Source organism: Akkermansia sp. (genome assembly GCF_020860705.1).
Taxonomy (GTDB): domain Bacteria; phylum Verrucomicrobiota; class Verrucomicrobiia; order Verrucomicrobiales; family Akkermansiaceae; genus Akkermansia.
This window is the reverse complement of the sequence record NZ_JAJBTT010000002.1, coordinates 41,496-67,142: the sequence shown is the minus strand read 5'-3', so window position 1 is coordinate 67,142 and position 25,647 is coordinate 41,496. Positions and strand designations below refer to the sequence as shown.

General features: G+C 58.5%; 21 protein-coding genes and 1 pseudogene. 21 read left to right on the top strand and 1 reads right to left on the bottom strand.

The features are described from left to right. The first annotated feature begins 117 nt into the window (after positions 1-117). From LIO64_RS01190 to LIO64_RS01095, 21 genes and pseudogenes are all read left to right on the top strand, one after another. Positions 118-1,179 carry an EpsG family protein gene (locus LIO64_RS01190; protein WP_290547629.1) on the top strand — a complete coding sequence of 354 codons (1,062 nt, stop codon included), beginning with the start codon at positions 118-120 and terminating at the stop codon, positions 1,177-1,179. Beyond that, the gene (locus LIO64_RS01185; RefSeq protein ID WP_290547628.1) at positions 1,176-2,294 is read left to right on the top strand and encodes a glycosyltransferase family 4 protein; all 1,119 of its coding nucleotides are present in this window, start codon (positions 1,176-1,178) and stop codon (positions 2,292-2,294) included. Before LIO64_RS01190 ends, LIO64_RS01185 begins: the two co-directional genes overlap by 4 nt. Next, positions 2,294-2,902, top strand: coding sequence for a sugar transferase (locus tag LIO64_RS01180; RefSeq protein ID WP_345779557.1), 609 nt, complete (start codon positions 2,294-2,296; stop codon positions 2,900-2,902). The genes LIO64_RS01185 and LIO64_RS01180 overlap by 1 nt, the downstream gene beginning before the upstream one ends. Next, positions 2,899-3,129, top strand: a pseudogene (locus tag LIO64_RS13020) (serine acetyltransferase); the annotation flags it as partial. The gene LIO64_RS01180 and the pseudogene LIO64_RS13020, both read left to right, overlap by 4 nt. Before the next feature lie 441 nt (positions 3,130-3,570). Then, positions 3,571-4,686 (top strand): DegT/DnrJ/EryC1/StrS family aminotransferase, encoded by a 1,116-nt coding sequence (locus LIO64_RS13015; protein WP_345779556.1) that lies wholly within the window; start codon positions 3,571-3,573, stop codon positions 4,684-4,686. Positions 4,687-4,697: 11 nt separating this feature from the next. Continuing rightward, entirely contained in the window at positions 4,698-6,680 is a 1,983-nt protein-coding gene (locus LIO64_RS01170; protein ID WP_290547625.1) for a nucleoside-diphosphate sugar epimerase/dehydratase, read from the top strand. A 19-nt stretch (positions 6,681-6,699) separates the two neighbouring features. Then, positions 6,700-7,485: a polysaccharide biosynthesis/export family protein gene (locus LIO64_RS01165; protein WP_290547624.1), complete on the top strand. Its 786-nt coding sequence runs from the start codon at positions 6,700-6,702 to the stop codon at positions 7,483-7,485. 6 nt (positions 7,486-7,491) lie between these two features. Further along, positions 7,492-9,873: a polysaccharide biosynthesis tyrosine autokinase gene (locus tag LIO64_RS01160; RefSeq protein ID WP_290547623.1), complete on the top strand. Its 2,382-nt coding sequence runs from the start codon at positions 7,492-7,494 to the stop codon at positions 9,871-9,873. A gap of 21 nt (positions 9,874-9,894) precedes the next feature. Beyond that, positions 9,895-11,028 carry a glycosyltransferase gene (locus tag LIO64_RS01155; RefSeq protein WP_290547622.1) on the top strand — a complete coding sequence of 378 codons (1,134 nt, stop codon included), beginning with the start codon at positions 9,895-9,897 and terminating at the stop codon, positions 11,026-11,028. Continuing rightward, entirely contained in the window at positions 11,025-12,173 is a 1,149-nt protein-coding gene (locus tag LIO64_RS01150) for a glycosyltransferase (RefSeq protein ID WP_290547621.1), read from the top strand. Before LIO64_RS01155 ends, LIO64_RS01150 begins: the two co-directional genes overlap by 4 nt. Positions 12,174-12,179: 6 nt before the next feature. Further along, the gene (locus LIO64_RS01145; RefSeq protein ID WP_290547620.1) at positions 12,180-13,187 is read left to right on the top strand and encodes a glycosyltransferase family 2 protein; all 1,008 of its coding nucleotides are present in this window, start codon (positions 12,180-12,182) and stop codon (positions 13,185-13,187) included. 11 nt (positions 13,188-13,198) lie between these two features. Continuing rightward, a complete protein-coding gene (locus LIO64_RS01140) occupies positions 13,199-14,368 on the top strand; it encodes a polysaccharide pyruvyl transferase family protein (protein WP_290547619.1) in 1,170 nt (389 codons plus the stop codon). Beyond that, the gene (locus LIO64_RS01135) at positions 14,365-15,555 is read left to right on the top strand and encodes a glycoside hydrolase family 88 protein (RefSeq protein WP_290547618.1); all 1,191 of its coding nucleotides are present in this window, start codon (positions 14,365-14,367) and stop codon (positions 15,553-15,555) included. The genes LIO64_RS01140 and LIO64_RS01135 overlap by 4 nt, the downstream gene beginning before the upstream one ends. Further along, the gene (locus tag LIO64_RS01130; protein ID WP_290547617.1) at positions 15,552-17,066 is read left to right on the top strand and encodes a hypothetical protein; all 1,515 of its coding nucleotides are present in this window, start codon (positions 15,552-15,554) and stop codon (positions 17,064-17,066) included. The genes LIO64_RS01135 and LIO64_RS01130 overlap by 4 nt, the downstream gene beginning before the upstream one ends. Beyond that, entirely contained in the window at positions 17,063-18,250 is a 1,188-nt protein-coding gene (locus LIO64_RS01125) for a glycosyltransferase (RefSeq protein ID WP_290547616.1), read from the top strand. The genes LIO64_RS01130 and LIO64_RS01125 overlap by 4 nt, the downstream gene beginning before the upstream one ends. A gap of 1 nt (position 18,251) precedes the next feature. After that, the gene (locus tag LIO64_RS01120; RefSeq protein WP_290547615.1) at positions 18,252-19,367 is read left to right on the top strand and encodes a glycosyltransferase family 4 protein; all 1,116 of its coding nucleotides are present in this window, start codon (positions 18,252-18,254) and stop codon (positions 19,365-19,367) included. Beyond that, complete coding sequence (locus tag LIO64_RS01115) at positions 19,364-20,404, top strand: glycosyltransferase family 2 protein (protein ID WP_290547614.1); 1,041 nt, start codon at positions 19,364-19,366, stop codon at positions 20,402-20,404. The genes LIO64_RS01120 and LIO64_RS01115 overlap by 4 nt, the downstream gene beginning before the upstream one ends. Further along, the gene (locus tag LIO64_RS01110) at positions 20,401-21,519 is read left to right on the top strand and encodes a glycosyltransferase (protein ID WP_290547613.1); all 1,119 of its coding nucleotides are present in this window, start codon (positions 20,401-20,403) and stop codon (positions 21,517-21,519) included. The genes LIO64_RS01115 and LIO64_RS01110 overlap by 4 nt, the downstream gene beginning before the upstream one ends. Continuing rightward, the gene (locus LIO64_RS01105; protein ID WP_290547612.1) at positions 21,516-22,406 is read left to right on the top strand and encodes a glycosyltransferase family A protein; all 891 of its coding nucleotides are present in this window, start codon (positions 21,516-21,518) and stop codon (positions 22,404-22,406) included. Before LIO64_RS01110 ends, LIO64_RS01105 begins: the two co-directional genes overlap by 4 nt. A 7-nt stretch (positions 22,407-22,413) precedes the next feature. Further along, positions 22,414-23,574 (top strand): glycosyltransferase family 4 protein, encoded by a 1,161-nt coding sequence (locus tag LIO64_RS01100; RefSeq protein ID WP_290547611.1) that lies wholly within the window; start codon positions 22,414-22,416, stop codon positions 23,572-23,574. A 17-nt stretch (positions 23,575-23,591) separates the two neighbouring features. Continuing rightward, complete coding sequence (locus LIO64_RS01095; RefSeq protein WP_290547610.1) at positions 23,592-24,659, top strand: glycosyltransferase; 1,068 nt, start codon at positions 23,592-23,594, stop codon at positions 24,657-24,659. A gap of 16 nt (positions 24,660-24,675) precedes the next feature. Here the strand turns inward: LIO64_RS01095 and LIO64_RS01090 are convergent, their stop codons facing one another. Next, positions 24,676-25,638 carry a retropepsin-like aspartic protease gene (locus tag LIO64_RS01090; RefSeq protein ID WP_290547609.1) on the bottom strand — a complete coding sequence of 321 codons (963 nt, stop codon included), beginning with the start codon at positions 25,636-25,638 and terminating at the stop codon, positions 24,676-24,678. Positions 25,639-25,647: the final 9 nt, after the last annotated feature.

Below are 25,647 nucleotides of genomic sequence, written 5' to 3'. Positions count from 1 at the left end.
CGGACTGATAATCCGGTAATATCTTGACGAGTCCTCTCTCTGCTTTGCATGTGTTTTGATTTTATTCCCATTTCCTCTTACACTGCATTGTTTAACTGGACCATTCTTTTTTTAATTATGGTCACCATTTACCAGGCGGGAACGGGAGGAATTTATTCATCTTCCACGGTGAGGCTGGACAGCATGGCCGGTTTTTTATTTGTAGTCGCCCTGATCATGTACATGGGTGCACGGCCCGTAAGCCCGGAGTTTGGAGATACCATCAATTATGCCATGGAGTTCCAGACCCTTCAGGAAGGGGAAGCGGGCAATTGGAAAGCCCAGCTGACAGGCATGAAGGGGGAATGGCTGTTTGCCGCCATTCTGCATGCGTGGGTGCAGTACGGTACGGTGCATGATTATTTCCTGACCTGTGCCGTGGTGTACGTGGGAGCGCTGGCCCTGTCCTGTTACAGGCTTTTCGGAACCCGGTGGTTCATTCCCTTCCTGATTGCGTGCGCCATGTTCACCTTCTGGGTGTACGGCGTTAACGGCATCCGCAATGGCATGGCCGCCTCCGTGATGATTCTGGGCTTCACCTTCCGCAGCAACCTTAAAATGCTGTTCCTTTGCGCCCTGCTTGCCATCGGGCTGCACAAGTCCATGATGCTGCTGGCGGCCGCAGGCGCCTGCGCCTGGTTTGTAACGGATACGCGGTATTACGTTGTGGCGTGGATATGCTGCGTCCTGGCCGTGATTCTGGCGGGGCCTGCCATTGGGGAGATGATTGCTTCTTCCGGTTTTTTTGATGACCCGCGCCTGACCCTTTACATTAACCAGGCCGATGAGCTGAAGGCGTCCTCCGACTTGTTCAGCAGCGTGGGGTTCCGCTGGGATTTCCTGCTTTACAGCGCGCTGCCCATTGTAACGGGCTGTTATTTCCTGTTCAGGGAGGAATACAGGGACGTGATGTATACGTGGCTGCTGAATATCTACATTGCGGCCAATGCTTTCTGGATTCTCTGCATGTACGCGGCATTCAGCAACAGGTTTGCCCAGCTCTCCTGGTTCCTGATGGGCTTTGTCTTCATCTATCCCTTTTTCAAGCAGAGGTTCTGGGCGGACCAGGAAAAGAAACTGGCCTGCTTTATTCCGGTGATCTACGCCTTCACCTTTTACATGAATATTTACAACGCATGAAAAAGAAGATCATCCGGGTTGCCGCATCTCCCGTTTCTCTGGATTTGCTGCTTAAGGGGCAACTGAATTACCTGAACGGATTTTTTGACGTTCTTGCCGTGGCCTCCCCCGGTCCGGAACATGAGCGCATCCGCCGGCGTGAAGGCGTGGGTACCGTGGAGCTTGAGATAGAACGGACCATTTCACTGGGGAAGGATTTGAAGAGCCTGTGGAGGCTGTTCCTCCTGTTCCGCAGGGAACGTCCGTGGGGGGTGCATTCCCTGACTCCCAAGGCCGGGCTGCTGAGCATGATGGCGGCGGCTTTTGCACGTGTTCCGGTCAGGATTCATACCTTCACCGGCCTGATTTTTCCCTACCGGAAGGGGGCCTTTCAATTCCTGCTCAAGCAGATGGACCGTCTGACCTGCCTGTTTGCCACGCATGTCATTCCGGAAGGGGAGGGCGTCCGGCAGCTTCTGCTGGCGGAGAAGGTGACAGGCAAGCCTCTGGAAATCCTGGCCAATGGCAACGTCAACGGCGTTGATCCTGATTATTTCCGCCGCTCCGGCCGCCGGGAGGAAGTGAGGAAACGCCTGGACCTGCCGGAGGATGCCGTGCTGTTTGTCTTTGTAGGGCGCATCACGGAAGACAAGGGCATCCGTGAATTGCTTGCCGCGTTTTCCGCCCTGCGCGGAGAAGGGGGGGACCCCTCCGTTTTTCTGGCTCTGGTAGGGTGGACGGAGGATTACGACGCGGAAAAGCTGGAGGTGCCCGGCGTGTTCCGCCCCGGTTTCCAGGAGGATATCCGGCCCTGGCTGGAAGCGGCGGACGTATTCGTGCTGCCCAGCTACCGGGAGGGATTTCCCAATTCATTGCTTCAGGCGGGAGCCATGGAACTGCCCTCCATTGCCACGGACGTATGCGGGTGCAATGAGATCGTGAAAGACGGCGTGAACGGCCTGCTGGTTCCGGCACGGGATGAAGAGGCTCTCCGTCAGGCCATGGCAGTTCTGCGGGACGACCCGGAACGGCGCAGGAGGATGGGGGCGCAGGCGGCGGAGCAGGTGAAGAGCAAGTTCAGCTGCCGTATCGTGTGGGAGGCGCTGCTCCATTTTTACGGGAGGGCGGCATCATGATTTACAGGAGTTTCATCAAGAGGATGATGGATTTTTCCGTCGCCCTGGCCATGCTGGCGGTACTGCTGGTTCCTTTGCTGGCGTTGATGGCGCTTCTGGCTGCGGCCAACCGCGGTACGCCGTTTTTCCGCCAGACGCGGCCTGGCCTCCATGGCAAGTTGTTCCGCATCGTGAAATTCAAGACAATGACGGATGAGACGGACGAGCGGGGTGAATTGCTGCCGGACGAACGACGGCTGACGCGCGTGGGGAGGCTGGTGCGTTCCCTGTCCCTGGATGAACTGCCCCAATTGTTCAATGTGCTGGCGGGCCAGATGAGTTTTATAGGGCCGCGCCCCCTGCTGCCGGAATATCTGCCCCTGTATAGTGCGGAGCAGGCGCGCCGCCATGACGTGAGGCCCGGCATTACGGGCTGGGCCCAGGTCAACGGGCGCAACTCCATTAGCTGGGAACGCAAGTTTGAATTGGACGTCTGGTATGTGGACCATCTGAGCTTTTTGCTGGATATGCGCATTATCTTTTTAACGCTGGCGAAGGTAGTCCAACGCCAGGGCATCAGCGCTGAAGGCAGCGCTACCATGGAAAAATTCACGGGTTCCGGAAAATGAAGAAGAATATAGCAATCGTTGGCGCCGGGGGATTCGGCAGGGAAACGGCCTGCTGCCTCCGGGCAATCAATGGGGAGTCCCCCTCCTGGAATTTAATAGGTTTCTTTGACGACGGGGTTCCCGCCGGAACGGAAAACGAGTATGGCCGCGTGCTGGGCACGGTGGAAGATCTGAATGCCTGGCAGGAACCTCTTTCCGTCGTAATCGCCATCGCTTCACCGCGGGCTTTGGAACGCATTTCCGGCCTGCTGGATAACGCTCTGCTGGACTTTCCCAATATCATCGCCCCTGATGTGAAGTTTTATGACCGCGACCGGGTGGCCATGGGGAAGGGGAACGTCATCAGCTTCGGCCATGTTTTCAGTTGTCATGTGGGAATGGGAGATTTCAACCTGTTCAGCTGCGGCTCCCTGATCGGTCATGACGTGACGCTGGGGAACTGGAATGTGGTTGCCAATGGCTGCAAGGTATCCGGCGGGGTGACTCTGGGGAATGCCAATTTCCTGGGGGCCGCATCCGTGGTGCTCCCGTGTCTTACGGTGAAGGAGAACGTTGTGCTGGGCGCCAATTCCACCTTGGTGCGGGATGCCCGGGAGGAAGGGACGTATGCGGGCTGTCCCGCCGTGCTGAAAAAGAAGCCGGCCCCCGCGCCGGAAAAGAAATCCACCATCTGGCTATCCCTGGCCCAGACGGGGGAGGCGGAAGAGAGGTTCGTGCGTGAAGCTTTTGAATCGAAATGGGTGACGACGGTGGGGCCGAACGTGGACGCTTTTGAACGGGAACTGGAAGAATACCTGGGGGAAACGCACGTGGTGGCCCTGGCGTCCGGCACCTCCGCCCTGCATCTGGGGCTGGTGATGCTGGGAGTGGGGCCGGGGGATGAAGTGCTCTGCCAGTCCATGACGTTTGCCGCTTCCGCCAATCCCATCATTTACCAGGGGGCTTCCCCCGTGTTTGTGGACAGTGAGGAAAAGACGTGGAACATGTCTCCGGAGTTGCTGGAGGAAGCCATCAGGGACCGCATCAGGCAGACGGGCCGCACGCCCAAAGCCATTATTCCGGTGGACCTTTACGGGATGCCCGCCAGCATGGAGGAAATCATGGAGATTGCCGGGAAGTATGGCATTCCCGTGCTGGAAGACGCCGCGGAGGCTCTCGGTTCCGAGTACCGGGGCCGGAAGTGCGGGGTGTTCGGCACCTACGGCGCTTTTTCCTTTAACGGGAACAAGATCATCACTACCTCCGGCGGGGGCGCGCTATGCTGCCCGGACGAGGAATCCCGGAACAGGGTCAAGTTTTACGCCACCCAGGCCAGAGACCAGGCACCGCATTATGAACACACGCACATCGGCTACAATTACCGCCTCAGCAACGTGTGCGCGGGCATAGGCCGCGGGCAGATGCGCTCCCTCCCCTCCTTCCTGGAAAAAAGGCGCGGCCTTCATGAGGACTACCGCCGCCGGCTTTCCGGCGTGCCGGGGCTGTCCCTGCTGGAAAATCCGGATTCCCGCTACCATTCCAACCACTGGCTGACATGCGTGCAGATCAATCCGGAGGAGGCCCGGTTTGACCGGGAAACGCTGCGGCTGGCGCTCCTGAAGGCCGGGGTGGAGAGCCGCCCCCTCTGGAAGCCCATGCATTTGCAGCCCGTGTTCCGCTCCTGCCCGTTTTATGGCTCCGGCGTGTCGGACCGCCTGTTTGAACAGGGCCTGTGCCTGCCTTCGGGCGCTTCCCTCACCGGGGAGGACATGGACCGCGTCATTGACGTCATGCTGAATCTTTAATCCTTGTTCTTATGACTGAGACTTATAGCCCGATTTCCAAATTCCTCTATTACGCCCGGCATTATCTGCTGAATGCCAGCGGGAAATTCATCTTCCTGCTGGATCTGGGGCTTTCCTCCCTGGTCACGCTGCTGGCTTGCTACTACGGGGAGTGGATTTACAAGGGGGACTGGGTGGAAAAGCACATGGGCGTGGCCCTTCTCTTCGATCTCGTCGTCACGGGTATCATGCTTTGGCGGTCCGGCGTTTACAAGACCCTGGTCCGGTTCACGACCATGAAGGACTTGCAGAAGCTGATGGCGGCCATTCTGCTGGCCAGCGTGCTGCTCTGCCTCTTCAATATTGTTTTTTGGCCGGCGTATTACAAAGGGCATATCGTTTGCGCCATTTTCAATTTCGTCATCACCTTCCTGGTGCTGATCGGGTGCCGCATGGCGTGCATCGGCGGAAGACGGTGGCTGGAACACCTTAATTCCAGTGAATCGGTTTCTTCCATCACGACGACCGGGCGCAAAAGGATTGCGCTGGTGGGCAAGCTGGACGCCTGTCTTCTGAAAGCCTCTCTCATCAGAAGCCTGAAGAGTGAGGATTATGAAGTAGTGGGCATTCTGACTTCCGCCACGGAGGCGGACGGCAAGGAAATCAGGGGAATCCCGATACGGCTGATCAAGGAAGCCACGGAGGTGGAGGCGGCCTTGAATGTGTTCCAGGCCTCAGGAGTCATTTTTGTGGGGAAGGACGATCTGCTGGGGGATAAAAAACTGGCGGACGTCTGCCTGGAAAAGGGAATTGAGCTGATGATTTCCTACGACCTGTTCCAGTCGTTTCACGATTATTCCGGTGTTGCGGTAGATAAAGTGCAGATTGAAGACCTGTTGGAGCGGGAGGAAATCAGCATTGACATGGAAAAGATTTCCTGCGGCATCAAGGACAAAGTAGTGATGGTGACGGGCGCGGCCGGTTCCATAGGCAGTGAACTGGTCAGGCAGTTGTGCCGGTTTTCCCCGCACCGGATCGTTCTGCTGGACCACGCGGAAACACCCCTGTGGCTCGTGCGCCAGGAGGTGGAAAAATCATATCCCCAGGTTCCCATTTCCACTTCCATCACCAGCGTCTGCCACCGCCGCCAGTTGGAGGAAAGCATGAAGCTGTACCGTCCTGATTTGATTTTTCACGCGGCCGCCTACAAGCATGTTCCGTTGATGGAAGAAAACCCGTGCACGGCCGTGGTCAATAATGTAAAGGGCACCGTGCATCTGGCATCCCTGGCCGTCAAATACGGGGTGCAGCGTTTCGTCATGGTTTCCACGGACAAGGCGGTCAACCCCACCAGCGTCATGGGAGCCACCAAGCGATTGGCTGAAATGTACGTTCAGAGCCTGGGGGAAGCCCTGCTGAAAAAGAACGGGAAGGGTTCCACCGTGTTCATTACCACGAGGTTCGGCAATGTACTGGGAAGCGCGGGCTCCGTTATTCCGCTGTTTAAGGAGCAGATCCGGAAGGGAGGGCCCGTTACGGTCACCCATCCTGAAATGATCCGTTATTTCATGACCATTCCGGAAGCCTGCCGCCTGATTCTGCAAGCGAATGCCATGGGGCAGGGTGGAGAGATTTTCGTCTTCGACATGGGCGAGCAGGTCAAAATCGTGGAGCTGGCTGAAAAGATGATTCGCCTGGCCGGGCTTTCCCCTCTGAAGGATATCCGCATCGTCTTTACCGGACTGCGTCCCGGAGAAAAACTTTATGAAGAACTTCTGGCGGACTATGAACGTACGCTGGAAACCTCCCACCAGCGCATCCGCATTTTCCAGACGCGGAAATATGACATGTCCGAGCTGAAGGAAGCCTTTGAAGAACTGGTACGCCATGCGGAAGCCCACCATCTGGAAGATACCATCCGCACCATGAAGCAATTGATACCCGAATACAAGAGCAACAATTCCCCCTACGCGAAGTACGACTACCTGGACTTGAAGAAACCCCTTACCATCTAACCTCTGCCTGATCCATCCAATGAAATACCTATATTTGTTCCGCCATCACGCCCTGTGGAGCCGCCTGCTGGTGGCCGCCGCCCTGGCGTGTACCCTCCCCGCCTGCGTCAAGCCGGAAGAAGTCAATTACGTCCAGAACCTGGTGCTGGACCAGAAGTCCTCCATCGGAAGGGAGTATAAAATCGTCATCAAGAAGGATGACCGCTTGTTCATTTCTGTCAGCAGCAAGAATCCCACGCTCGCGCAGATGTTCAACAAGGACAGCGGCAGCGTTTCCAGCCCCAGGGATGACGAGCGCGGCTACTTCGTGAATACGGACGGCGATATCGTGTTCCCCGTGCTGGGGAGAATCAAGGCCGTGGGCAAAACCTGCACCCAGCTGGCGAACGATATTGAGAACGAGATCATCAGGGAAGGGTATATCAAGGATCCTGCCGTCAGTGTGCGCCTGATGAACTTCAAATTCTCCGTTCTGGGGGAAGTGTCCAAACCGGGCAATTATGAGATCAAGGGGGAACGCCTGACGCTGCTGGAAGCGCTGAGCAAGGCCGGGGACCTGAACATGGACGGCAACCGTGACATTTACATCATCCGGGAAGCAGGGGGAGAGCGCATTGCGTCCAAGGTGGACCTGCGGAACAGCGACCTGTTCCATTCCCCCTATTACTACATCCAGCAGAACGACGTTATTTACGTCACTCCGTCAGACAGGAAGGTGAACACGCGGAGCGAACAGCTCCAGATTTATCCCTACCTGATTTCCGGCACCTCCATTGCCATGGTCATCCTGGCCTTCTGCATTTAAAATCCCATGAAAGACCTCTCTTCCAAGAAGGAATTTCCGGATGCCGGCGGCGCGGCGCAGGTTTCCCTGCTGCCCAGCCCCAAGGATGTCATGGGCCGGATTGCCCGGAAATGGTACTGGTGCGTGGTTTCCCTGTGCGTCTGCCTGCCCCTGGCTTATTTATATGCGGCCCGGCAGCCCCAGGTTTACGGAAAGGCCACCACCATCCTCATCAAGGATGATTACCCCAAGGAATCCGTGGCTGCTACGGTGCTGGCTTCTTCCAACGGAATAGTCAAAACGGCCACCACCAATCTGGACAATGAGATTTTCCTGCTTTCCTCCCAGTCCCTGTTGAAAACGGTAGTCCGGAATCTGGAGCTGGACGTCACCTACTGGAAGAAAAACGGGTTCCGCAAGGTGGAGATTTATCGGGATTCCCCCATTACGGTGCAGTTCATGAAGGAGGGCGGGAAGGCTGACTCCAGGTTCCGGGTGATTCCCGTTTCCGGTACGGAATTCCGTCTGGAAAAGGATGAGAAGGACCGCCACGGGCACGAAACAGGAACCTTCGGCAAGGAAATCCGGTTTGATTCCCAGACCTTCATCGTGGAGAAAACGCCCAAGTTTGACGAAACCAGCCTGAACGTTCCCGTGATTGTCAGGAAAACCTCCGTGAAGAATGCGGCGATGGGACTGGGGAGCGGACTGACCGTCAAAAAGGCGAGCGGGAAAAATGATTTAATCAATATTTCCATGCGCTGCAACAATCCGGTGAAGGCGGAAGATATTCTGCACAGCATCGTCCATTTTTACAATGAGGCGTCCCTGGAGGAAAAGAACAGGCGCGGCACGAAAGCGAACAAGTTTATCGGGGAACGCCTGGACGTCATCAGTGATGAGATGAGGAAGAATGACCTCGCCATTGAAGATTTGAAAAAGGAGACGGACGTTCTGACGGACCTGTCCACCGCCCTCACGGAGGAGTACGAGAACAGCATCAATGACAAGAAGGATTTGAGGGAGCTGGACCTTGAGATCAAGTCCATAGAATACCTGAAAGATTACCTGGAACAGGAGGCCGAGCACGACGCCAGGCTGGTGCCTATCAATTCGAAGATAGCGGACATGGGCATCAGGGACCAGATCGGCGTTTTCAATGACACCCTGCTGAGAAGAACCAGCCTGAAGGTGAATGCCGGAGACAACAATCCGATTGTCCGGGAACTGGAGGCCAACCTGGCCTCCCTCAAGGATGCGCTGAAGCGTTCCGTGAATAATTATTATATGTCCCTGCTGGTCAAGAAGAAGAACGTGCAGGACCAGCATGAGCAGACGCGGGAGCATATCAAGAATGTTTCCAGCCGGGAAAGGGACGTCAACTATATTGATCGGGAGCAGCGCGTCCGGGAATCCCTGTATGTTTTTCTGCTGAACAAGAGGGAGGAAAATTCCCTGGCCCTGGCCGCCACGGAAGACAATGCGCGGATGGTGGACGGCGTACGGGGCGGCAACGGCCCCCTGGAGCCCAACGTTCCCAAGATTCTGATGGTGGGTTTCCTGGCGGGGATGGCCATTCCCGTGTTCCTGTGCGTGGTCGTGGCCATGCTGGATTCCAGCGTGAAAAGCCGTAAGGAAATAGAAACGCTGACCACCATTCCCGTGTACGGGGAACTGCCGCGCAAGTCCCGGAAGCTGAAGAACCAGGAAATCGTGGTGAATCTGGAAGAGCCTTCCGAACTGTCCGAATGCTTCCCCCTGCTGGCGGAACGCATGGTAGCCCTTTCCGACGAGAACGGGGGAAAGCCCCTCAACGTCCTGATTACGTCCACCTGTTCCGGGGAGGGGAAAACCTATCTCTCCGTGAATCTGGCCCTTTCCCTGGCCGTGGCCGGAAAGAAGGTGCTGCTGATGGATATGGATTTAAGGAAAGGAGCGCTCAGCGCCCTGCTGGGCGGTGCCGGAAAGCCGGGCATAGGGGACCTGGAACAGGCCGGGGAAGGCGGCTGGCGTTCCCTCGTGGAACAATCCCCCGTTTCCGATCATCTGGATTACTTGTTTGCGGGAACCGTGCCGGATCATCCCTCCCGGCTTTTGCTGCATGACCGCATCAGGAAGCTGATGGAGGAAGTGAAGGAGCAGTATGATTTCATCTTCATGGACTGCGTTCCTTATTCCTCCCTGGCGGATGCGCGCATCGTCGCCCGGCTGGCTGACGTTACGCTGTACGTCATGCGGGCCGGCTGTGTGAAAAAGCGTGATTTGGCCGGACTGCAGAAGGTATGGAAAAACGGGGAGCTGAAGCGCATGGGCATCGTCCTGTGCGACGTGGAGCCCCATGGCCGTTCTTCCCGCGGGTATGCCGTGTACAGAAGTCTGGATACCTCCTCCCCGTGCGCGGGAAAATAATTCGTTTGAGAAGACCGTCTGATGTCGCGTTCCCGTTTGAAAGTCCTGTTCCTGGTGGAATCCCTGTCCGGGGGAGGAGCGGAGAAAATTCTCTCCGGGCTGGTGCGCGGCCTGGACCGGGAGCGTTTTGACGTAACGGTGTGCACGGTGGTGGATTGCGGTCCGTACCGGGAGGCAGTCAGGAAGTGCGCGCATTACCGCACCATCGTGGGCGGCCGGGGATGGCTTTACCGGCTCAAGTATGCGCTGGTGTACCGTTTTCTGCCCGCTGGCTGGATTTACCGATGGCGCATTGCCGGAGATTATGATGTGGAAGTGGCTTTTACGGAAGGGCTGCCTACGCGTCTTCTTGCAGCCGCTCCGGAAGGAAAGGCCCTCAGGATAGCCTGGGTTCATGTGGACCTGGAGGCGCGGCCCTGGACGCAGGGGCCGGTGTTCCGGTCGCTGGAGGAGGAAAGAAAGGCTTACACCCGGTTTCAAACCGTGGTGCATGTGTCGCAAACCGTCAGGGAAGCGTTTGAACGGCGTTTTGGGGCGCATCCTGGTTCCCGGGTGCTCCACAATCCGGTGGACCGGGATGAAGTGCGTTCCGGAGCCGCTGCCGCGGTGGAGGTGCCGGAGAAGAAACATTTCCGGATTGTTTCCGTGGGCCGTCTGGAAGACCAGAAGGGCTTTGACCGGCTGATTGCCGTGCTGGCCCGCCTGAAGGAGCGCGGATGGCAGGCGGAGCTGGTGATTCTGGGGGAAGGCAGCCGGAGACGGGAGCTGGAAGGCCAGGCGGCCGCCCTGGGAGTGGCGGATTACGTGCTGATGCCCGGTTTCCGGCAAAATCCCTACCCGTGGATGGCTTCTGCGGATTTGTTCGTATGCAGTTCCCGCAGTGAAGGCATGAGCACCGTCATCACGGAGGCTCTGGTGCTGGGCGTGCCCGTTCTGTCCGTGGAGTGTTCCGGTGTGCATGAACAGCTGGGCATGGGAAGGTTTGGTCGCATGGTGGAGAATGATGATGAAGCGCTCCTCAGCGGGCTGGAAGACTTCCTGTCCGGCAGGGAATCATGTGCTGTCTGGAGGGAGCGGGCCGCCCTGGGTGGCCGGGAGGTTTCCTACGGAAGCACCATACGGAAGGTGGAACATTTACTGGAGGGTGCGGAATGAAGAAAGTGGCGTTTTTTGTCAACAGCCTGTCCGGCGGCGGCGCGGAGAAGATCCTTCAAACCCTGCTGTGCCATGGGAAGGAAGACCCGTGGCAGGTGGTCATTTATTCCATCAAGAAGGAAGACATTCCTTCCGGCTATCCCCCCGGCGTCTCCTTCCGTTTTTTGTTTGGCGCCCTCCGGGAGGAGGACGGCCCCTGGACGCGCCTGCTCGTCAAGATCAGGAACGGACTGAAATTGTGGGTTTACAGGCATCTCCCCCCTTCTGTTTTCTACCGCTTGTTCATTCGCGGAACTTATGATGTGGAGGCGGCGTTCATTGAAGGCTATGCCACACGGATAGCCAGCGGCTCCCCCCATGCCGGGAGCCGGAAACTGGCCTGGGTTCACATTGACCTGGCCGCCAACCACTGGACGCTGCCCGCCTACCGGAGCGCTGAAGAGGAAAAAGACGTTTACCGCCGTTTTGATACGGTGGTCTGCGTGTCCCGGAATGTCCGGGAATCCCTGCTGGCCCTGGCCGGTCCTTTAAAGGATGCGCGGGTGGCGTACAACCCCGTGGACGTTCCGGGCATCAGGGAAAAGGCCGGGGAATTCGTTCCGGAACGCCCGGAAGGGGCCGTGCTTTTTTGCGCGTCGGGCCGTCTTGTCCGGCAGAAAGGTTTTGACCGGCTGGTGACGGCGTGCCGCTATCTGGCGCGGGAGGGGTTCTCCTTCCATCTCTGGATTCTGGGAGAGGGGCCTGAAAGGAGGATGCTGGAGGAAATGATCGCAGAGGGGAATTTGCAGGACAGGATCACCCTGCTGGGGCATTTGGAGAATCCGTATCCTTATGTGCAGGCAGCGGACTGGCTGGTCTGCTCCTCCCGCAGCGAGGGGTATTCCACCGTTATTTCCGAGAGCCTGATTCTTGGCACGCCTGTGGCGTCCACGCTGTGTTCCGGAGTACGGGAACAGCTGGGAGACGGGGAATTCGGATTGATTGCGGAAAATCACGTGCTTGGGATTTACCGTGCCCTTGAGGATATTCTGACGGGAAAGGCTGATTATCGGGATTACTGCGGGCGGGCGCTCCGCGGGGGAAGCCGGTTTGACCTGGAGGAGCAGATGAATGCCGTGGAACGGCTTTTTGAAGAAACGTTTTAAATCGCCATGCCCTTTGTCTCCGTCATCATTCCCGTGTTCAACGCCGTGCATTTTCTTGAAAAATGCGTGGCGTCCGTGCTGGAGCAGACCTTTACGGATTTTGACGTGTGCCTGGTGGATGACGGCTCCACGGACGGAAGCGGACAGTTGTGCGACAGGTTGTCTTCCCGGGATGGGCGTGTCCGGGTCATTCATCTGGACAGGAACGGGGGCGTATCCGCCGCGCGGAATCTCGGCATGAGGGAGACGGAGGGGAAATGGCTGTGTTTCATTGACGGGGATGACTGGGTGACACCCACCTACCTTCAGGAGCTGGCCGCCGCCGTGGAGGATGGCGCGTGCGACCTGGTGGTGGGAGGACTGCGTTCCATCCGCGCCGGGAAAAAGGATGAAGTGACGGTGCCACAGCCCGTTGACCTGATGGCCAGGCCCGGAGAGGAAGAGGACTGGATACGGCTTTTCCGCTCCTTCCTGCTTTTTGGCCCCGTGGTGAAGCTGTACCGCCGGACCCTGCTTTCCAGGCATTCCATCCGTTTTCCGGAAGATATTTCCTATGGAGAGGACCTGATGTTCAACATGGCGTATCTGAAGTACATCCGGCGTTTGAGAACGGTGGACGCAGCGGGTTATTTCTACCGCAGGGCGGAGAAAGGAACCTTGTCCACGCGTTTTGTCCCGGAAAAATTCATCTGGATTCTCAGGCAGTTCCGCCTGGAGCGGAAATATTTCCACGCCCGGGGACTGGAAGGGGGGAAGGTGGAGGAGTACCTGGCTTTCCGCTGGTGGGGGCTGGTGTACAACGCCCTCTTTGAAATATACCGTTTCAGGGAACGGTACGGCGCCGCGGGGCGCCTGCGGGCGGTACGGACCATTGTGGAAACGCCGGAAAACAATTTGCTGCGCGCTTATCCCGATGTGTTCCGCTGTCCCAAATGGATGAGTGTCTGTTTGTTCAACCGGCTCCCTTTCTGTCTGTTCCTGCTGATGGAAGGAGCCTGCGCCAGGAAAAAATAAATGGGATAGGCATGCATAAGATTCTTTTATATCCCCATGGGGGCAGCGGCAATCACGGCTGCGAGGCAATCGTCATATCCACGGTGCTGCTGCTCCGTCCTGAACAAGGCGTCCTGTTCTCCTCCGCGTGTGAGGAAGACAGGCGCTATGGCCTGGACGGAGTGGTGCGCGTCCTGCCGGAGCAGAGGGCCATCCGGAGATGTTCCGCGGGGTATGCGGGGGCGTGGCTGCGGCGGCATGTGCTGGGCGTGCAGGACGCCTTTGACCGGCTTGCCTTCGGCTGCATTGCGGAGGAAGGAGGACCTGCCACGGTGGCCCTGTGCAGCGGGGGTGACAATTACTGTTACGGGGAACCCGTGCATATTTATTTGCAGAATGCCCTGCTGCGCCGTGCCGGCGTGCCCACCGTCCTGTGGGGGTGTTCCCTGGAACGGGAGGATATGAAGGGGAGAATGCTGGAAGATCTCCGGGCCTTTGACCTGATTGTGGCGCGCGAATCCCTGACTTGTGACGCCCTGCGGGAATGCGGGTGCTCCCGCACGGTACTGTATCCGGACCCGGCGTTCGCCCTCCCGGTGAAGGAGGCCGCCCTCCCGGAGGGCTGGAAAGAGGGGAATATGGTTGGCGTCAATGTCAGCCCCTTGATTATCGGACATGAGGGGAGGGCCGGAGCCGTGATGGAAAATTATGCCAGGCTGGTGGAATACCTGCTGGAGGCTACGGACATGAACGTAGCCCTCATTCCCCATGTGGTGTGGCCCGGCAATGATGACCGGAAGCCGCTGGGCGAATTGCAGGAGAGGTTTGGGCATACGGGCCGCGTCGTCATGATCGGCGACGCTCCCTGTGAGGAATTGAAAGGGTATATTGCCCGGTGCCGTTTTCTGGTGGCCGCCCGGACGCACGCCTCCATTGCCGCCTATTCCACGGGCGTTCCGACGCTGGTGGTGGGGTATTCCGTGAAGGCCAGGGGGATTGCCCGCGATTTGTTCGGAACGGAAGACGGCTATGTTCTGCCGGTGCAGGCGCTGGACGCGCCTGATGATTTGCGGAAGGCGTTTGTCCGGATGATGGAAAGGGAGGATGCCATGAAATCCGCCTATGCGGAGAAAATTCCCGCATACCGGGAACGCCTGGCCCTGTTGCCGGGAGAACTTTCAGCCCTGTTGAAACGGTCATGACGGCGTATGTTTCCATTCTGTCCGTCCTGCTCCTGCTGGCCCTGGCCGTGGTCTGCGTGGATGCCTGGCGCTTCGTGGGGACATTGGCGGGGCGCTTCCATATCGGACGCTGGGAAGACCGTCACGCGTGGCAGGAGGCCCTGGCCCGGACGGCTGTTTCCTGGACGCGCCGCATGCCCGCCATTCCCAAAAGGGACCAGGGCAGGCGCATCCTGTGGGAGATGGTGCGCGGGGCCTATGCGGACGCCGCCATTCAGGGGTGGCAGGCGGCCGGACTTTTTCTGGGGCTGCATGCCTATGCGGAGGACAGGAATGACGGTGTTTTGAAAGAAAAGCTGTCCCGCGACCTGGAGGAACACGCACTGGTGAAGAGCTTTCTGGCCGTTCCGGTTCCGGAACGGTGGGAGGTGGACCGCCTGCTGCTGGATTACGCCGTTCTGGAAGCCGGAGGCCGCAGGGCGGAGCAGGTGGCGGAGGCTTCCTCCGCACTGCTGGAATCCCTCCGGACGGAGACGGGAACGCTGGCTTACCGGCGCAGGCAGCCCGGCGTGCGTTACGTGGATACGATCGGACTGGCCTGTCCGCTGGCGGCCGCCTGCGCGGCCCGCACGGGGAATGGGGAATACTGGGATCTGGCGGTGAAGCAGGTGGAGGAATATGATGCGGCCCTTTTGCCCCATTCCTCCTTCCCCGCCCATGGATTTGAGATGGAGCGCGGCTATCCGCTGGGCCTGTACGACTGGTCGCGCGGCATCGGCTGGTACGCGCTGGGATTGTGCGAGCTGTACCGCCAGCTGTCACGGCATGGCCGCCCGGAGGCGGACAGGATGGCGCGGCGCATTCTGGCGCTGGCGGAGGAATTGCTGCCTCTCCAGAAGAAAAACGGCGGCTTCGGCTGGATGGTCGCCAGGCCGGAATCCGTGTTTGAATCTTCCGGAACTGTCCTGATGGGGTTGCTGATGCTGACGGCCTTCCGCGTTTCCGGAGAGAAACGTTTTCTGGATGCCGCCTTCCGCGTGGAAAAGGCGCTGATGGGAGTGACGCGCCGCAGCGGCGTGCTGGACATGTGCCAGGGTGATACCAAGGGCATCGGCATGTATTCCGACGTGTGGAACCTGATGCCCTTTGCCCAGGGAATGGCCCTGCGCCTGAGCGTGGAACTGAACGGTGAGGAGGGGAAGGCATGAGGACGCTGAACTCCGGCAAGAATTTCCTGGTGACCGTCAGCCTGATGGTCACGATGACCCTGCTGGGTTTTGTGACGCGCAAGCTGTTCGTCAATGAGATCGGGGTGGAATATCTGGGGCTCAACGGGTTGCTGACGAATATCCTGGCGGCGGTGACGCTGCTGGAATCCGGGTTTGGGACGAGCGTGGTCGTTCATCTTTACAAGCCGCTGGCGGAAAACGACCATCCGCGGGTGCTCGCCCTGCTGCAATTCTACCGCAAGGTGTACCGCATCATTGCTGCCGCCGTATGTTTCCTGTGCGTGTGCCTGTATCCCTTCCTGGGCTATTTCATCAAGGACGAAGGCCATCTGGATTACCTGACGCTGGTGTATTTTATCTTCGTTTTCAACTCCATCCTGCCGTACCTGACGGCCTACAAGAACTCCCTGATTAACGCGGACCAGAAAAATTACAGGCTGGGAACGATCAACTTTGTCTACCAGGTGGGTCTGAACCTGTCCAAGCTGGCCATCCTGTATTACACGGGCAACTACATCCTGTACCTGGTGGTGGAATCCCTGTTTCTGGCAGGGTTCAACGTTGCCATGGTGCGCAAGGTAGACGCCCTGTACCCCTACGTGAAGAGCCGCATGTCCCATGCGCTGGACGCCGTGACGAAAAGCCAGATCGTCGTCAACGTCAAGGCGCTGTTCCTGCACAGCGTGGGCGGCTACTTCATGCATTCCACCAGCAACATCGTCATTTCCAGCTTTGTAGGGCTGACGGCGGTGGGCCTGTATTCCAACTACATGCTGGTGGTGGGCACCATCTCCACCTTCATCATGCAGGTCATCAACAGCATGGCGGAGAGCGTGGGGAACCTGATCGCCTGCGAGGACAGGGGGCATGTGTATGAAATCTTCAAAAGGGTTTTCCTGATCAACTTCCTCATTTCAGGAGTATCCTCCATCGTTCTGCTGAACACGCTGAACCCGTTCATCAGCTGGTGGCTGGGGCCGGACTACATGCTGTCCGGGGCCTGCTCCTTCGTCATCATCCTGAACTTCTTCGTGGTGGGCATGCGGCGCTCCTCCATGGTGTTCAAGACGAAGGCGGGCATTTTCCACCAGGACCGGTACTCCCCTCTTCTCCAGGGCATCATCAACGTGGCTCTGTCCGTCATGCTGGTGCAGTGGTGGGGGATTACGGGCGTGCTGCTGGCGGCGACGCTCAGCCTTCTTTCCATCGGCGTCTGGCAGTTCCCCCGGCTGGTGTACAGGCATGTGTTCCACCAGCCGCTGAAAAGGTATTTCATTACGTACGGATGGTATCTCCTGCTGGCGGCGGGGGGGTATGCGCTGACGTATCCCCTTTGTTCCCGGTCCTATTTCCCGTACCTTCTGGGTGACCTGTTCGTATGGGGCGCCATTTCCGTGGTTGTCCCGCTGGGGCTTTATGTCCTTGTCCTGTTTAAAACGGCTCCCTTCCAAGGTCTGGTGGGCCACATGCGCACGCTGGTATGCAGATGAAACGTATATTCATAGCCATTCAATACATGGAGCTGGGAGGGGCGGAACGGGCGCTCCTCGGCCTGCTGGATGCGCTGGACGCTTCCCGCTTCCAGGTGGATCTGTTTGTCTACCGCCATTCCGGGGAGCTGATGCCGTTGATTCCGGCCAAGGTGAACCTTCTCCCGGAGCTGCCCGCCTACCGCGCCCTGTCCCGCCCGCTGAAAGATGTTCTGCTGGAAGGCCGGCTGGGCATTGTGGCCGCGCGCCTATGGGGCAAGTGGCGTTCCGCGCGTTTCGGAAAACGGCTGGAAGGCTGTGAAAATTACGCCGTTTTTGACGATGCCGCCGCAGCGGTCTCCCCCTTCCTGCCCTCCCTGAAAAAGCTGGGCGTGTATGATCTGGCCATCAGTTTCCTGACGCCCCACCGCATCGTCCGGGACAAGGTGCTGGCCCGCAGGAAAGTTGCCTGGATTCATACGGACTACTCTTCCATCGGGATCAATGCGGCGCGGGAATTGCCGGTGTGGAGCAGTTATGACCATATCATGTCCATTTCCCCGCAGGCCGGAAAGGGCTTCCTGTCCCGTTTTCCTGAACTGGAAGGCAAACTGGTGCAGATGGAAAACATCGTTTCCCCGGAAGCGGTGAGGGAACAGGCCGCGCTGGAAGACGTGTCCGGCGTGATGGAGGGATCCCCCTGCCTGTGCACGGTGGGGAGGTTTTCCCATGCCAAGGGGATGGACCGCGCCGCCCGGCTCGCCGCCCGGCTGGTGGAGCTGGGAATGGACAAGCTGCGGTGGTACCTCATCGGCTACGGGGATGAACAGTCCCTGCGCCGTGAAATAGCCGCCTGCGGCATGGAGGAACACGTCATCATCCTGGGAAAGAAGGCCAACCCCTATCCCTGCATGGCCGCCTGTGATCTGTACGTCCAGCCCTCCCGGTATGAAGGAAAGGCCGTGGCGGTGAGGGAAGCGCAGATACTGGGAAGGCCCGTTGCCATCACGCGCTTTCCGACCTCCTCCGGCCATCTGGAAGACGGCGTGGACGGAGTCATTATACCGAATGAAGAGGAAGCCGCCGCGCTGGCCCTGTTCCGGCTGCTGAATGATGCCGGAAGGCTGGAACGGCTGTCCGCGGCATGCCGGAGCCGGGACTACGGCAACCGTGATGAAATTCTGAAACTGGAGGCATTGATCTGACATGGGAAGAAGGCTCTTGTACATCACCAATGGCATCACCGGAGCGGGAGGGCTGGAACGGGTTCTCTCCGTCCGGACGCGCCTGCTTGCGGAACGGTACGGGGATGAAATTCACATCATGACGCTGAATGAAGAAGGCTTGGAACCTTTTTATGATTTCTTCCCCGGCATCCATGTCCATGACGTGCGCATGCAGGGCCATCCCGCCGCCCGGCTGAAAGCCTGGGCATATGGCGTCCGGAAGACGGTGCGCGCCGTGGAACCGGATGTCATTGCCGTTTGCGACGACGGGTTCAAGGGCTTCTGGATGCCCCTCCTGCTGACGGGCTGCCGCTGTCCCCTGGTGTATGAACGCCATGTTTCCCGGCTGATCCAGGCGGACGGCCTGAAATCTTCCGCCGTCAGGAGCGTGGAATTTGCCATGATGCGCTTTCTGGGAAAACGCTTTTCCCGTTTCGTGGTGCTCACGCCCGGGAACAGGGAGGAATGGCCCATGGACAACGTGGAAGTTATTCCGAATCCCCTGCCGTTTTATCCGCCGGTTCCCTCTTCCGGAGAGGCAAGGCGGGTGATTGCAGTCGGCAAGATTTCCCCCCAGAAAAACTACGGCGCCCTGCTGGAAGCCTGGAAAAAGGTGCATGGAATATTCCCTGACTGGAAGCTGGACTTGTTCGGTGCGGAAGCGGATGGCGGAAAACTGCGGGAAGAAATCCGCAGGGAAGGACTGGAAGGCAGCTTTCTGCTGCATCCTCCCACGCGGGAAATCATGAGGGAGTACCTGGCTTCCTCCATCTGCGCCATGTCTTCCCGGTATGAGGGCTTCGGCATGATGCTGGCGGAGGCCATGGCGTGCGGCGTGCCGTGCGTGGCCTTTGACTGCCCCTGCGGTCCGGGAGACATCATCAGTCATGGGGAGGACGGCCTGCTGGTACCGCCGGGGAACGTGGATGAACTGGCGGCCTCTTTAAAACTTCTGATGGGTGATGAAAAATTGCGCGCCTCCATGGCCGCGAAGGCCCGGGAAAACGTGAAGCGTTACGCGGCTGAAACGGTGACGGCCCGATGGGACGGCCTGTTCCGCCGCATGCTGGAAGAAGGAAGGGAGGGCAGGCCATGATTTCCGTCATCGTTCCCGTTTACAACACGGAGGCCTATCTGCGCCGGTGCATGGAAAGCATCCTGAACCAGACATGCCGGGATCTTCAGGTCATCTGCGTGAATGACGGTTCTACGGACGGCAGCGGGAGGATTCTGGAAGAACTGGGCAGCCGGGATGACCGGGTACAGGTGGTATTCCGGCAGAATTCCGGATTGTCCGCCTCCCGCAATGCCGGGCTGGAACTGGCACAGGGGGAATACGTCATGTTTGTGGACGCGGACGACTGGCTGGACGAACACGCTTGCGCGGACGCCATGGAGGCCATGATGCGCCATGACGCGGACGTCGTCTTCTGGAGCTACTGCCGGGAGTATGAAACGGCGTCCGCTCCGGTGCTGTTCTGGCCAGAGGAACGGGTATTTGAAGGGGAATCCCTGGAATGGCTGAGGAACCGGCTTCTGGGTCCGTCCGGGTCCGAGCTTGGGCGGCCGGAACGGCTGGATTCCTACGGTACCGCCTGGGGAAAGCTCTACAGGCGCAGCCTCTTCCGGGAAGGGGAAGCCTCTTTTGTGGATACGGCCCTCATCGGTTCCGCGGAAGACGTACTCTGCAATCTCTCCCTGTTTGGAACCGCCCGCAGGGCGGTGTATATCCCCTCCACCTTCTACCATTACAGGAAGACGGCGGCGGGAGCCCTGACCAAGCGGTACAAGCCGGAATTGGTGGCCCAGTGGGAGGAACTCTTCCGCCGCATGGAACGGCACGTGCGGGAAGCCGGAGCTTCCGCGGAGGCGGAACAGGCCCTGCGGAACCGCATGGCTCTTTCCGTCATCTTCCTGGGCCTGAACATTTGCGACGCTCCGGTTTCCTCCGTCCGGAAATGCCGTGCTCTTCATGAACTGCTGGAAAGGGACTGGTGCAGGGCGGCCGTGAAGGAACTGCCCGTGGCGCCTCTCCCCTCCCATTGGAAAGTGTTTTTCCTGACCGTGAAGCTGGGGTTTGTTCCCGGCTTGTACCTGCTTCTTCTGACCATTAAAAGAATTCTGGCAAAATGACCCCTCAACGAGTGCTCATGGTATTCACCATCATGAACCGCGGCGGCGCGGAAACGATGGTGATGAATTACTACCGCCACATTGACCGCGGCAGGCTCCAGTTTGATTTTCTGGTGCACCGGGAGACGCCCGGCATTTATGAAGAGGAAATCCGGGAACTGGGAGGGCGGATTTACAGGCTGCCGCCCATCACCCTGTCCGGGCTGGCGGGATATAGGGAAAAAATAGCGGCGTTCTTTGACGAGCACCCGGAATACAGGCTGGTTCACGGCCACTGCTCCGAGCTGGGCTACTGGGTGTACCGGGAGGCGGCGGCGCGGAACATTCCCTTTATTGCGGCGCATGCCCACAGTTCTCCGCTGGGGATTGATAAAAACTCCCTGTCCCGCTTCGTGCTGAAGCACCTCATGAGGCCGTACCTGACGCACCGATTTACGTGCAATGAGTTGTGCGGACGCTGGCTTTTCGGCCGCAAAGGGGTGCGTGACGCCATCGTCGTCCGGAACGCCATTGATGCAGACAAATTCCGCTACTCTCCGGAAGTCCGGGAGCGGGTAAGGAAGGAAATGGGCTGGGAAGGCAAACTGGTGGTGGGCCACATCGGCAACTTTTCCTGGCCCAAGAATCATGAATTCCTGCTGCGCGTGTTTCATGCCCTGCTGGCGGTCAGGCCGGACGCCCTGCTGGCGCTGGCGGGAAGCGGCGGGGAAGGGGAGGAAAAGATACGGAAAGAAGCGCAGCGCCCGGAATGGGGCGGAAAAATCCGCCTGCTGGGCGGCAGGGATGACGTGGCCGCTTTAGTGCAGGGCATGGACGTTTTTGTTTTTCCCTCCTGGTTTGAAGGCTTCGGGATAGCGATGCTGGAAGCGCAGGCGGCGGGGCTGCCCGTGGTGGCGTCCGACCGGGTGCCGGAGGACGGCGCGGTGGTTCCGGGACATGTGAACTTCCTGTCCCTGAAGGAAGCTCCCTCCGCATGGGCGCGGAAGATCGCGGAATTGGCGGATGGCTGGCAGCGGACGGATACTTCCGCCGTCATTCGGAGGGCCGGGCTGGACATCGTCCAAAATGCAAAAAAACTTCAGGAACTGTATCTGTCACAGGGAGGCGAATCATGAAACCGCTGCTGACCGTTTTTACGCCTGCATTCAACAGGGCGGACTGCCTGCGCCGTTGTTATGAAAGCCTGCGGGGGCAGACCTGCCGCGAGTTTATCTGGCTGGTGGTGGACGACGGCTCTTCCGACGGCACCGGGGAGCTGGTGCGGGGCTGGATGCAGGAGGGGGAACTGGAAATACGCTACCATTATCAGGAAAACGGCGGCATGCATACGGCCCATAATGCGGCCTATGAGCTGGTGGAGACGGAATTGAATGTCTGCCTGGATTCCGACGACCGGATGCCGGAAGACGCCGTGGCCTCTATTCTGGAATTCTGGGAACGCCACGGGAACGACCGTGTAGCCGGGCTGGCTGGGCTGGATGCGGACGTGGAGACGGGGGAACTGATCGGCACTGCATTTGAAGCGGATGCACGGGAAACGACATTGACCGGGTTTTACGCGGCGGGAGGCCGGGGGGACAAGAAACTGGTGTACCGGACGGCCCTGATGAAACAGCTGCCGCCGTATCCCGTCTTTCCCGGTGAAAAATACGTGGGGCTGGGTTACAAATACATGCTGGCGGACCGCATTGCCCCGTTGCTGACTATGAACAAGGTGCTTTGCCTGGTGGAATACCGGGAGGACGGTTCCTCCAGAAACATGTTCCGTCAATATGTGCTCAATCCCAGGGGATTCGCCTTCCTGCGGAAGGAGGGCATGCAATACCAGCCTTCAAGGCTCCGCCGCTTTCTGGAAGCGGCGCATTACGTATCCGCCTCCCTGCTGGCCCGCAATCCGCGTTTTCTGCAGGAATCTCCGCGGCCGTGGCTGACACTGGCAGCGGTGCCCCTGGGCGCGGCTTTAATGGTCCTCATCATCGTCAAAAATAAGAGAAAGGGATAACCGGAGGATGAAGATTGCCTATGTACTGGATGATCTGGACGCGGCAGGCGGCATTCAGGCCGTGACGCGCGCCAAGGCCGCCGCGCTGGCCGCCGTTCCAGGCAATGAAGTGATGTTGGTGACGGCCAACGATTCCCGCCGGACCGCTTCCTCCCTGCCTTCCGGCGTGAAGGTGGTCCATCTGGGGATCAACTACTATGAAGACGATTGGAAGGGCTTCCTGTATGTGCTGAAAGGCATTCTCATTCGGCGCAGGAGGCATGCAAAAGCGCTGCGGAAGGCTCTTGACGAACTGTGCCCGGACATCGTCGTGTCCGTAGGGCAGTCGGAAAAATTCATGATTCCGCGCCTGTCACGCGGCAAGCCGTGGAAAACCGTGCGCGAATTCCATTACTCCGGAACGTACCGGAAGGATTACGCCCGTCTCCAGGGTGGATGGAGGGCGTGCGCGGTGGCCGCCATTTCCGACTTCTATGAATTCGGCTTCGGGAGGGGAACCTATGACGCCACGGTGGTGCTTACCCGGCAGGATCGGGAAGAAAACTGGAAAGGAAGGAAAGGGGTACATGTCATTCCCAATCCATGCGTGTGGAGTCCGGAAAAGGCTTCTTCTCTCGATCAGCCGTGTGCGGTGGCCATAGGGCGGCTGGTTCCGGTGAAGGGATTCGACCTTCTGATACGCGCCTGGGAAAAGGTGGCTGCCGTCCATCCGGACTGGGAACTGGAAATCTGGGGAGACGGGCCGGAACGTGAACCGCTGGGGCGCTTGATACGGGAAAAAGAGCTGGAAGGAAAAGTTTTGTTGCGCGGAGCCACGGTGGATGTGCAGGAAAAACTGCTGCAATCCTCCATGCTTGTCTTCTCCTCCCTCTTTGAAGGATTCGGCATGGTGCTGGTGGAGGCCATGGCGTGCGGCGTTCCGTGCGTGGCCTTTGAATGCCCGTGCGGGCCGCGGGATGTCATTTCCCCGGAAAAGGACGGCTTGCTGGTGCCCCCCGGAAACACGGAGGAACTGGCGCGCGCCATCATCCGGCTGGTGGAGCATCCGGAAGAGAGAAGCCGCATGGGGGAAGCCGCGCGGCGGAAAGCGGCCCGTTATGCGCTGGATTCCGTCTGCGCCGCCTGGATGGACCTCTTCCATGAATTAAATGCCTCTGCAACACACTAACCTTTATATTCAAGACTATGCCTCTCGTTTCCATCATCATTCCCTGCTACAACGTAGCCCCCTTCATGAAAAAATGCCTGGATGCCGTCTGCGCGCAGACGCTCCGGGACATTGAAATCATCTGCATCAATGACGGATCCAGGGACGGAACATTGGACATCTTGCGGGAATACGAAGCCGGAGATGAACGGTTCATCGTCATTGACCAGCCCAACGCGGGCGTAGCGGCGGCGCGGAATGCCGGGCTGGATGCCGCTTCCGGGGAATACATCGGCTTTGTGGATCCGGACGACTGCATTTCCCCCGTCATGTTCCAGCGCCTTCATCTGGCGGCGGAGGAATACCGGGCGGATATTGTTTGCATGGGTGCCACGATTGCAGGGGACATGCCCCTTTCCGTCCGCTGGAGCATGCTCAACGGGCTGCAATGCCCGGAATGGCATTGCGACCATTACGACTTTGCGACGATGGGGCCGTTCAGCGAACTGTGCTGGGACAAGCTGTATCGGGCGGAATTCCTGAAGAAAACGGGCCTCCGTTTCCGGGCGGGAATGCGGCAGGGCAGTGACGCCCTCTTCAACAACCTGCTCCAGCCCTATGTGAAGAGGATCGCGAAAATACCGGACTGCCTGTACATCTACCGTCCTACGCGGCCGGACTCCCTGGTGAATGTGTACAAGGCCCCGGACAAGAAAGGCTCCGGCTTTTACCCGGCTCTGGAACGCATTGACCTGATTGCGGAGGCCTACCGGGAACAGGGTGTTCTGGAAAAAGCCAGGATCACGGTGCTGAACTGGCTGAACGGCAGCATCCAGCTCTTTTCTTCCAACCTGCTGAACCAGACGGCAGGGGAAAAAAAGGAAGCTCTGGACGCTGTGAGGGCGCTGCTGGACAAGTATGGATGGCGTGAATTTGCCCGGTCCCCGGAATCGCCCTTCCGCCTGCTGAAACACATTGCGAAGGGAAACGACTTCCGCGTGCGGTGCGCACTGTTCGGCATCTACCGCGTCCTGCATTCCCGCATGGGAACAAAGTTGGTGGACCTATGCACCCGCATCATCAACCTGCGCGGAAGCTCCCGGTGAAGAAGCCGGGAGGGGCTTATTTACCGGAGGAAAGGTTCGCTTCCGGTTTGGGTTTGAGCAGGCAGTCGTAAAACGGGGTATAAAGCAGGTTGTTGGGAATCAGGTAGATATATCCTTCCTTGGCATTATAGACCATATTGAACCGTTTCAGCAGGTTATTGCCCATGACTCCGTCCATTTCCGCACTGCTTTGGGTGCCTCCTGTGACGGTGGAAAAAGCGCCGGGGATGAGGGGAAGCTTGCAGTCGCCCAGTTGAATGCTGTCGAAAAGGACGTTTTCCAGAACTCCGGTATTGGGGTCCGAGCTGGAAATGCGGGAAATGGAAAACGGAGTCTGGCTTCCCAGCAAATGATGTTTTTTCACGAAGGGAGTGTTCAGGTCCAGAACACGGTCGGAGCCGGTATCCACCGATAAGCGGAGCTGGTGGGTTTTCCCGTTGACCGTCACCTGTCCGGGGACGACGGGAATTCCCATCACGTATTCAATCTTCAGGCGGATGGCGTGGGGCGGGGGAGTATAGGAACCGTGCGGGTACAGGTAAATCTTCCGGTCCGTGTAATTCACTTCCGTGACTTGCTGTTGAATAAACCACAGCCCCAGCACGCCGTCCCACTGGTCCGGCGAGTAGGGAATGGCAATAAAGGGGACATGCTCCATGGATTGCCCGCCGATGGAAAATTTGTTTTCCGTGCTTTTGTGGACTTCACCGGACCCCGTTGCTCCGTGGTTGACGACGGTTTCATTGAACTCCATGGAAATTCCCTTCAGGGAATTGGTGCTGATGACCATGGCGGTAGCCCCCGTATCGAAAAGGAAACGCAGGGGGCGGCTGCCGTTGACGCTCCCTTTCACGTAAATGCGGCTGGCAGTGCCCAGTTCAAAAGGGATGCTTGCACTCGGAACATTGGCTTCCTGTGCAGAAGAGAAAAAACTCAGAAGGATGAAAAAAAAGGGTATGAACTTACCTAGGCGTGTCATCTGGTATGG

Bases quoted from the DNA above. Each gene is read 5' to 3' on its own strand.
- LIO64_RS01190 (WP_290547629.1), top strand. From the start codon at position 118: ATGGTCACCATTTACCAGGCGGGAACGGGAGGAATTTATTCATCTTCC.
- LIO64_RS01185 (WP_290547628.1), top strand. From the start codon at position 1,176: ATGAAAAAGAAGATCATCCGGGTTGCCGCATCTCCCGTTTCTCTGGAT.
- LIO64_RS01170 (WP_290547625.1), top strand. From the start codon at position 4,698: ATGACTGAGACTTATAGCCCGATTTCCAAATTCCTCTATTACGCCCGG.
- LIO64_RS01165 (WP_290547624.1), top strand. From the start codon at position 6,700: ATGAAATACCTATATTTGTTCCGCCATCACGCCCTGTGGAGCCGCCTG.
- LIO64_RS01160 (WP_290547623.1), top strand. From the start codon at position 7,492: ATGAAAGACCTCTCTTCCAAGAAGGAATTTCCGGATGCCGGCGGCGCG.
- LIO64_RS01155 (WP_290547622.1), top strand. From the start codon at position 9,895: ATGTCGCGTTCCCGTTTGAAAGTCCTGTTCCTGGTGGAATCCCTGTCC.
- LIO64_RS01150 (WP_290547621.1), top strand. From the start codon at position 11,025: ATGAAGAAAGTGGCGTTTTTTGTCAACAGCCTGTCCGGCGGCGGCGCG.
- LIO64_RS01145 (WP_290547620.1), top strand. From the start codon at position 12,180: ATGCCCTTTGTCTCCGTCATCATTCCCGTGTTCAACGCCGTGCATTTT.
- LIO64_RS01140 (WP_290547619.1), top strand. From the start codon at position 13,199: ATGCATAAGATTCTTTTATATCCCCATGGGGGCAGCGGCAATCACGGC.
- LIO64_RS01135 (WP_290547618.1), top strand. From the start codon at position 14,365: ATGACGGCGTATGTTTCCATTCTGTCCGTCCTGCTCCTGCTGGCCCTG.
- LIO64_RS01130 (WP_290547617.1), top strand. From the start codon at position 15,552: ATGAGGACGCTGAACTCCGGCAAGAATTTCCTGGTGACCGTCAGCCTG.
- LIO64_RS01125 (WP_290547616.1), top strand. From the start codon at position 17,063: ATGAAACGTATATTCATAGCCATTCAATACATGGAGCTGGGAGGGGCG.
- LIO64_RS01120 (WP_290547615.1), top strand. From the start codon at position 18,252: ATGGGAAGAAGGCTCTTGTACATCACCAATGGCATCACCGGAGCGGGA.
- LIO64_RS01115 (WP_290547614.1), top strand. From the start codon at position 19,364: ATGATTTCCGTCATCGTTCCCGTTTACAACACGGAGGCCTATCTGCGC.
- LIO64_RS01110 (WP_290547613.1), top strand. From the start codon at position 20,401: ATGACCCCTCAACGAGTGCTCATGGTATTCACCATCATGAACCGCGGC.
- LIO64_RS01105 (WP_290547612.1), top strand. From the start codon at position 21,516: ATGAAACCGCTGCTGACCGTTTTTACGCCTGCATTCAACAGGGCGGAC.
- LIO64_RS01100 (WP_290547611.1), top strand. From the start codon at position 22,414: ATGAAGATTGCCTATGTACTGGATGATCTGGACGCGGCAGGCGGCATT.
- LIO64_RS01095 (WP_290547610.1), top strand. From the start codon at position 23,592: ATGCCTCTCGTTTCCATCATCATTCCCTGCTACAACGTAGCCCCCTTC.
- LIO64_RS01090 (WP_290547609.1), bottom strand. From the start codon at position 25,638: ATGACACGCCTAGGTAAGTTCATACCCTTTTTTTTCATCCTTCTGAGT.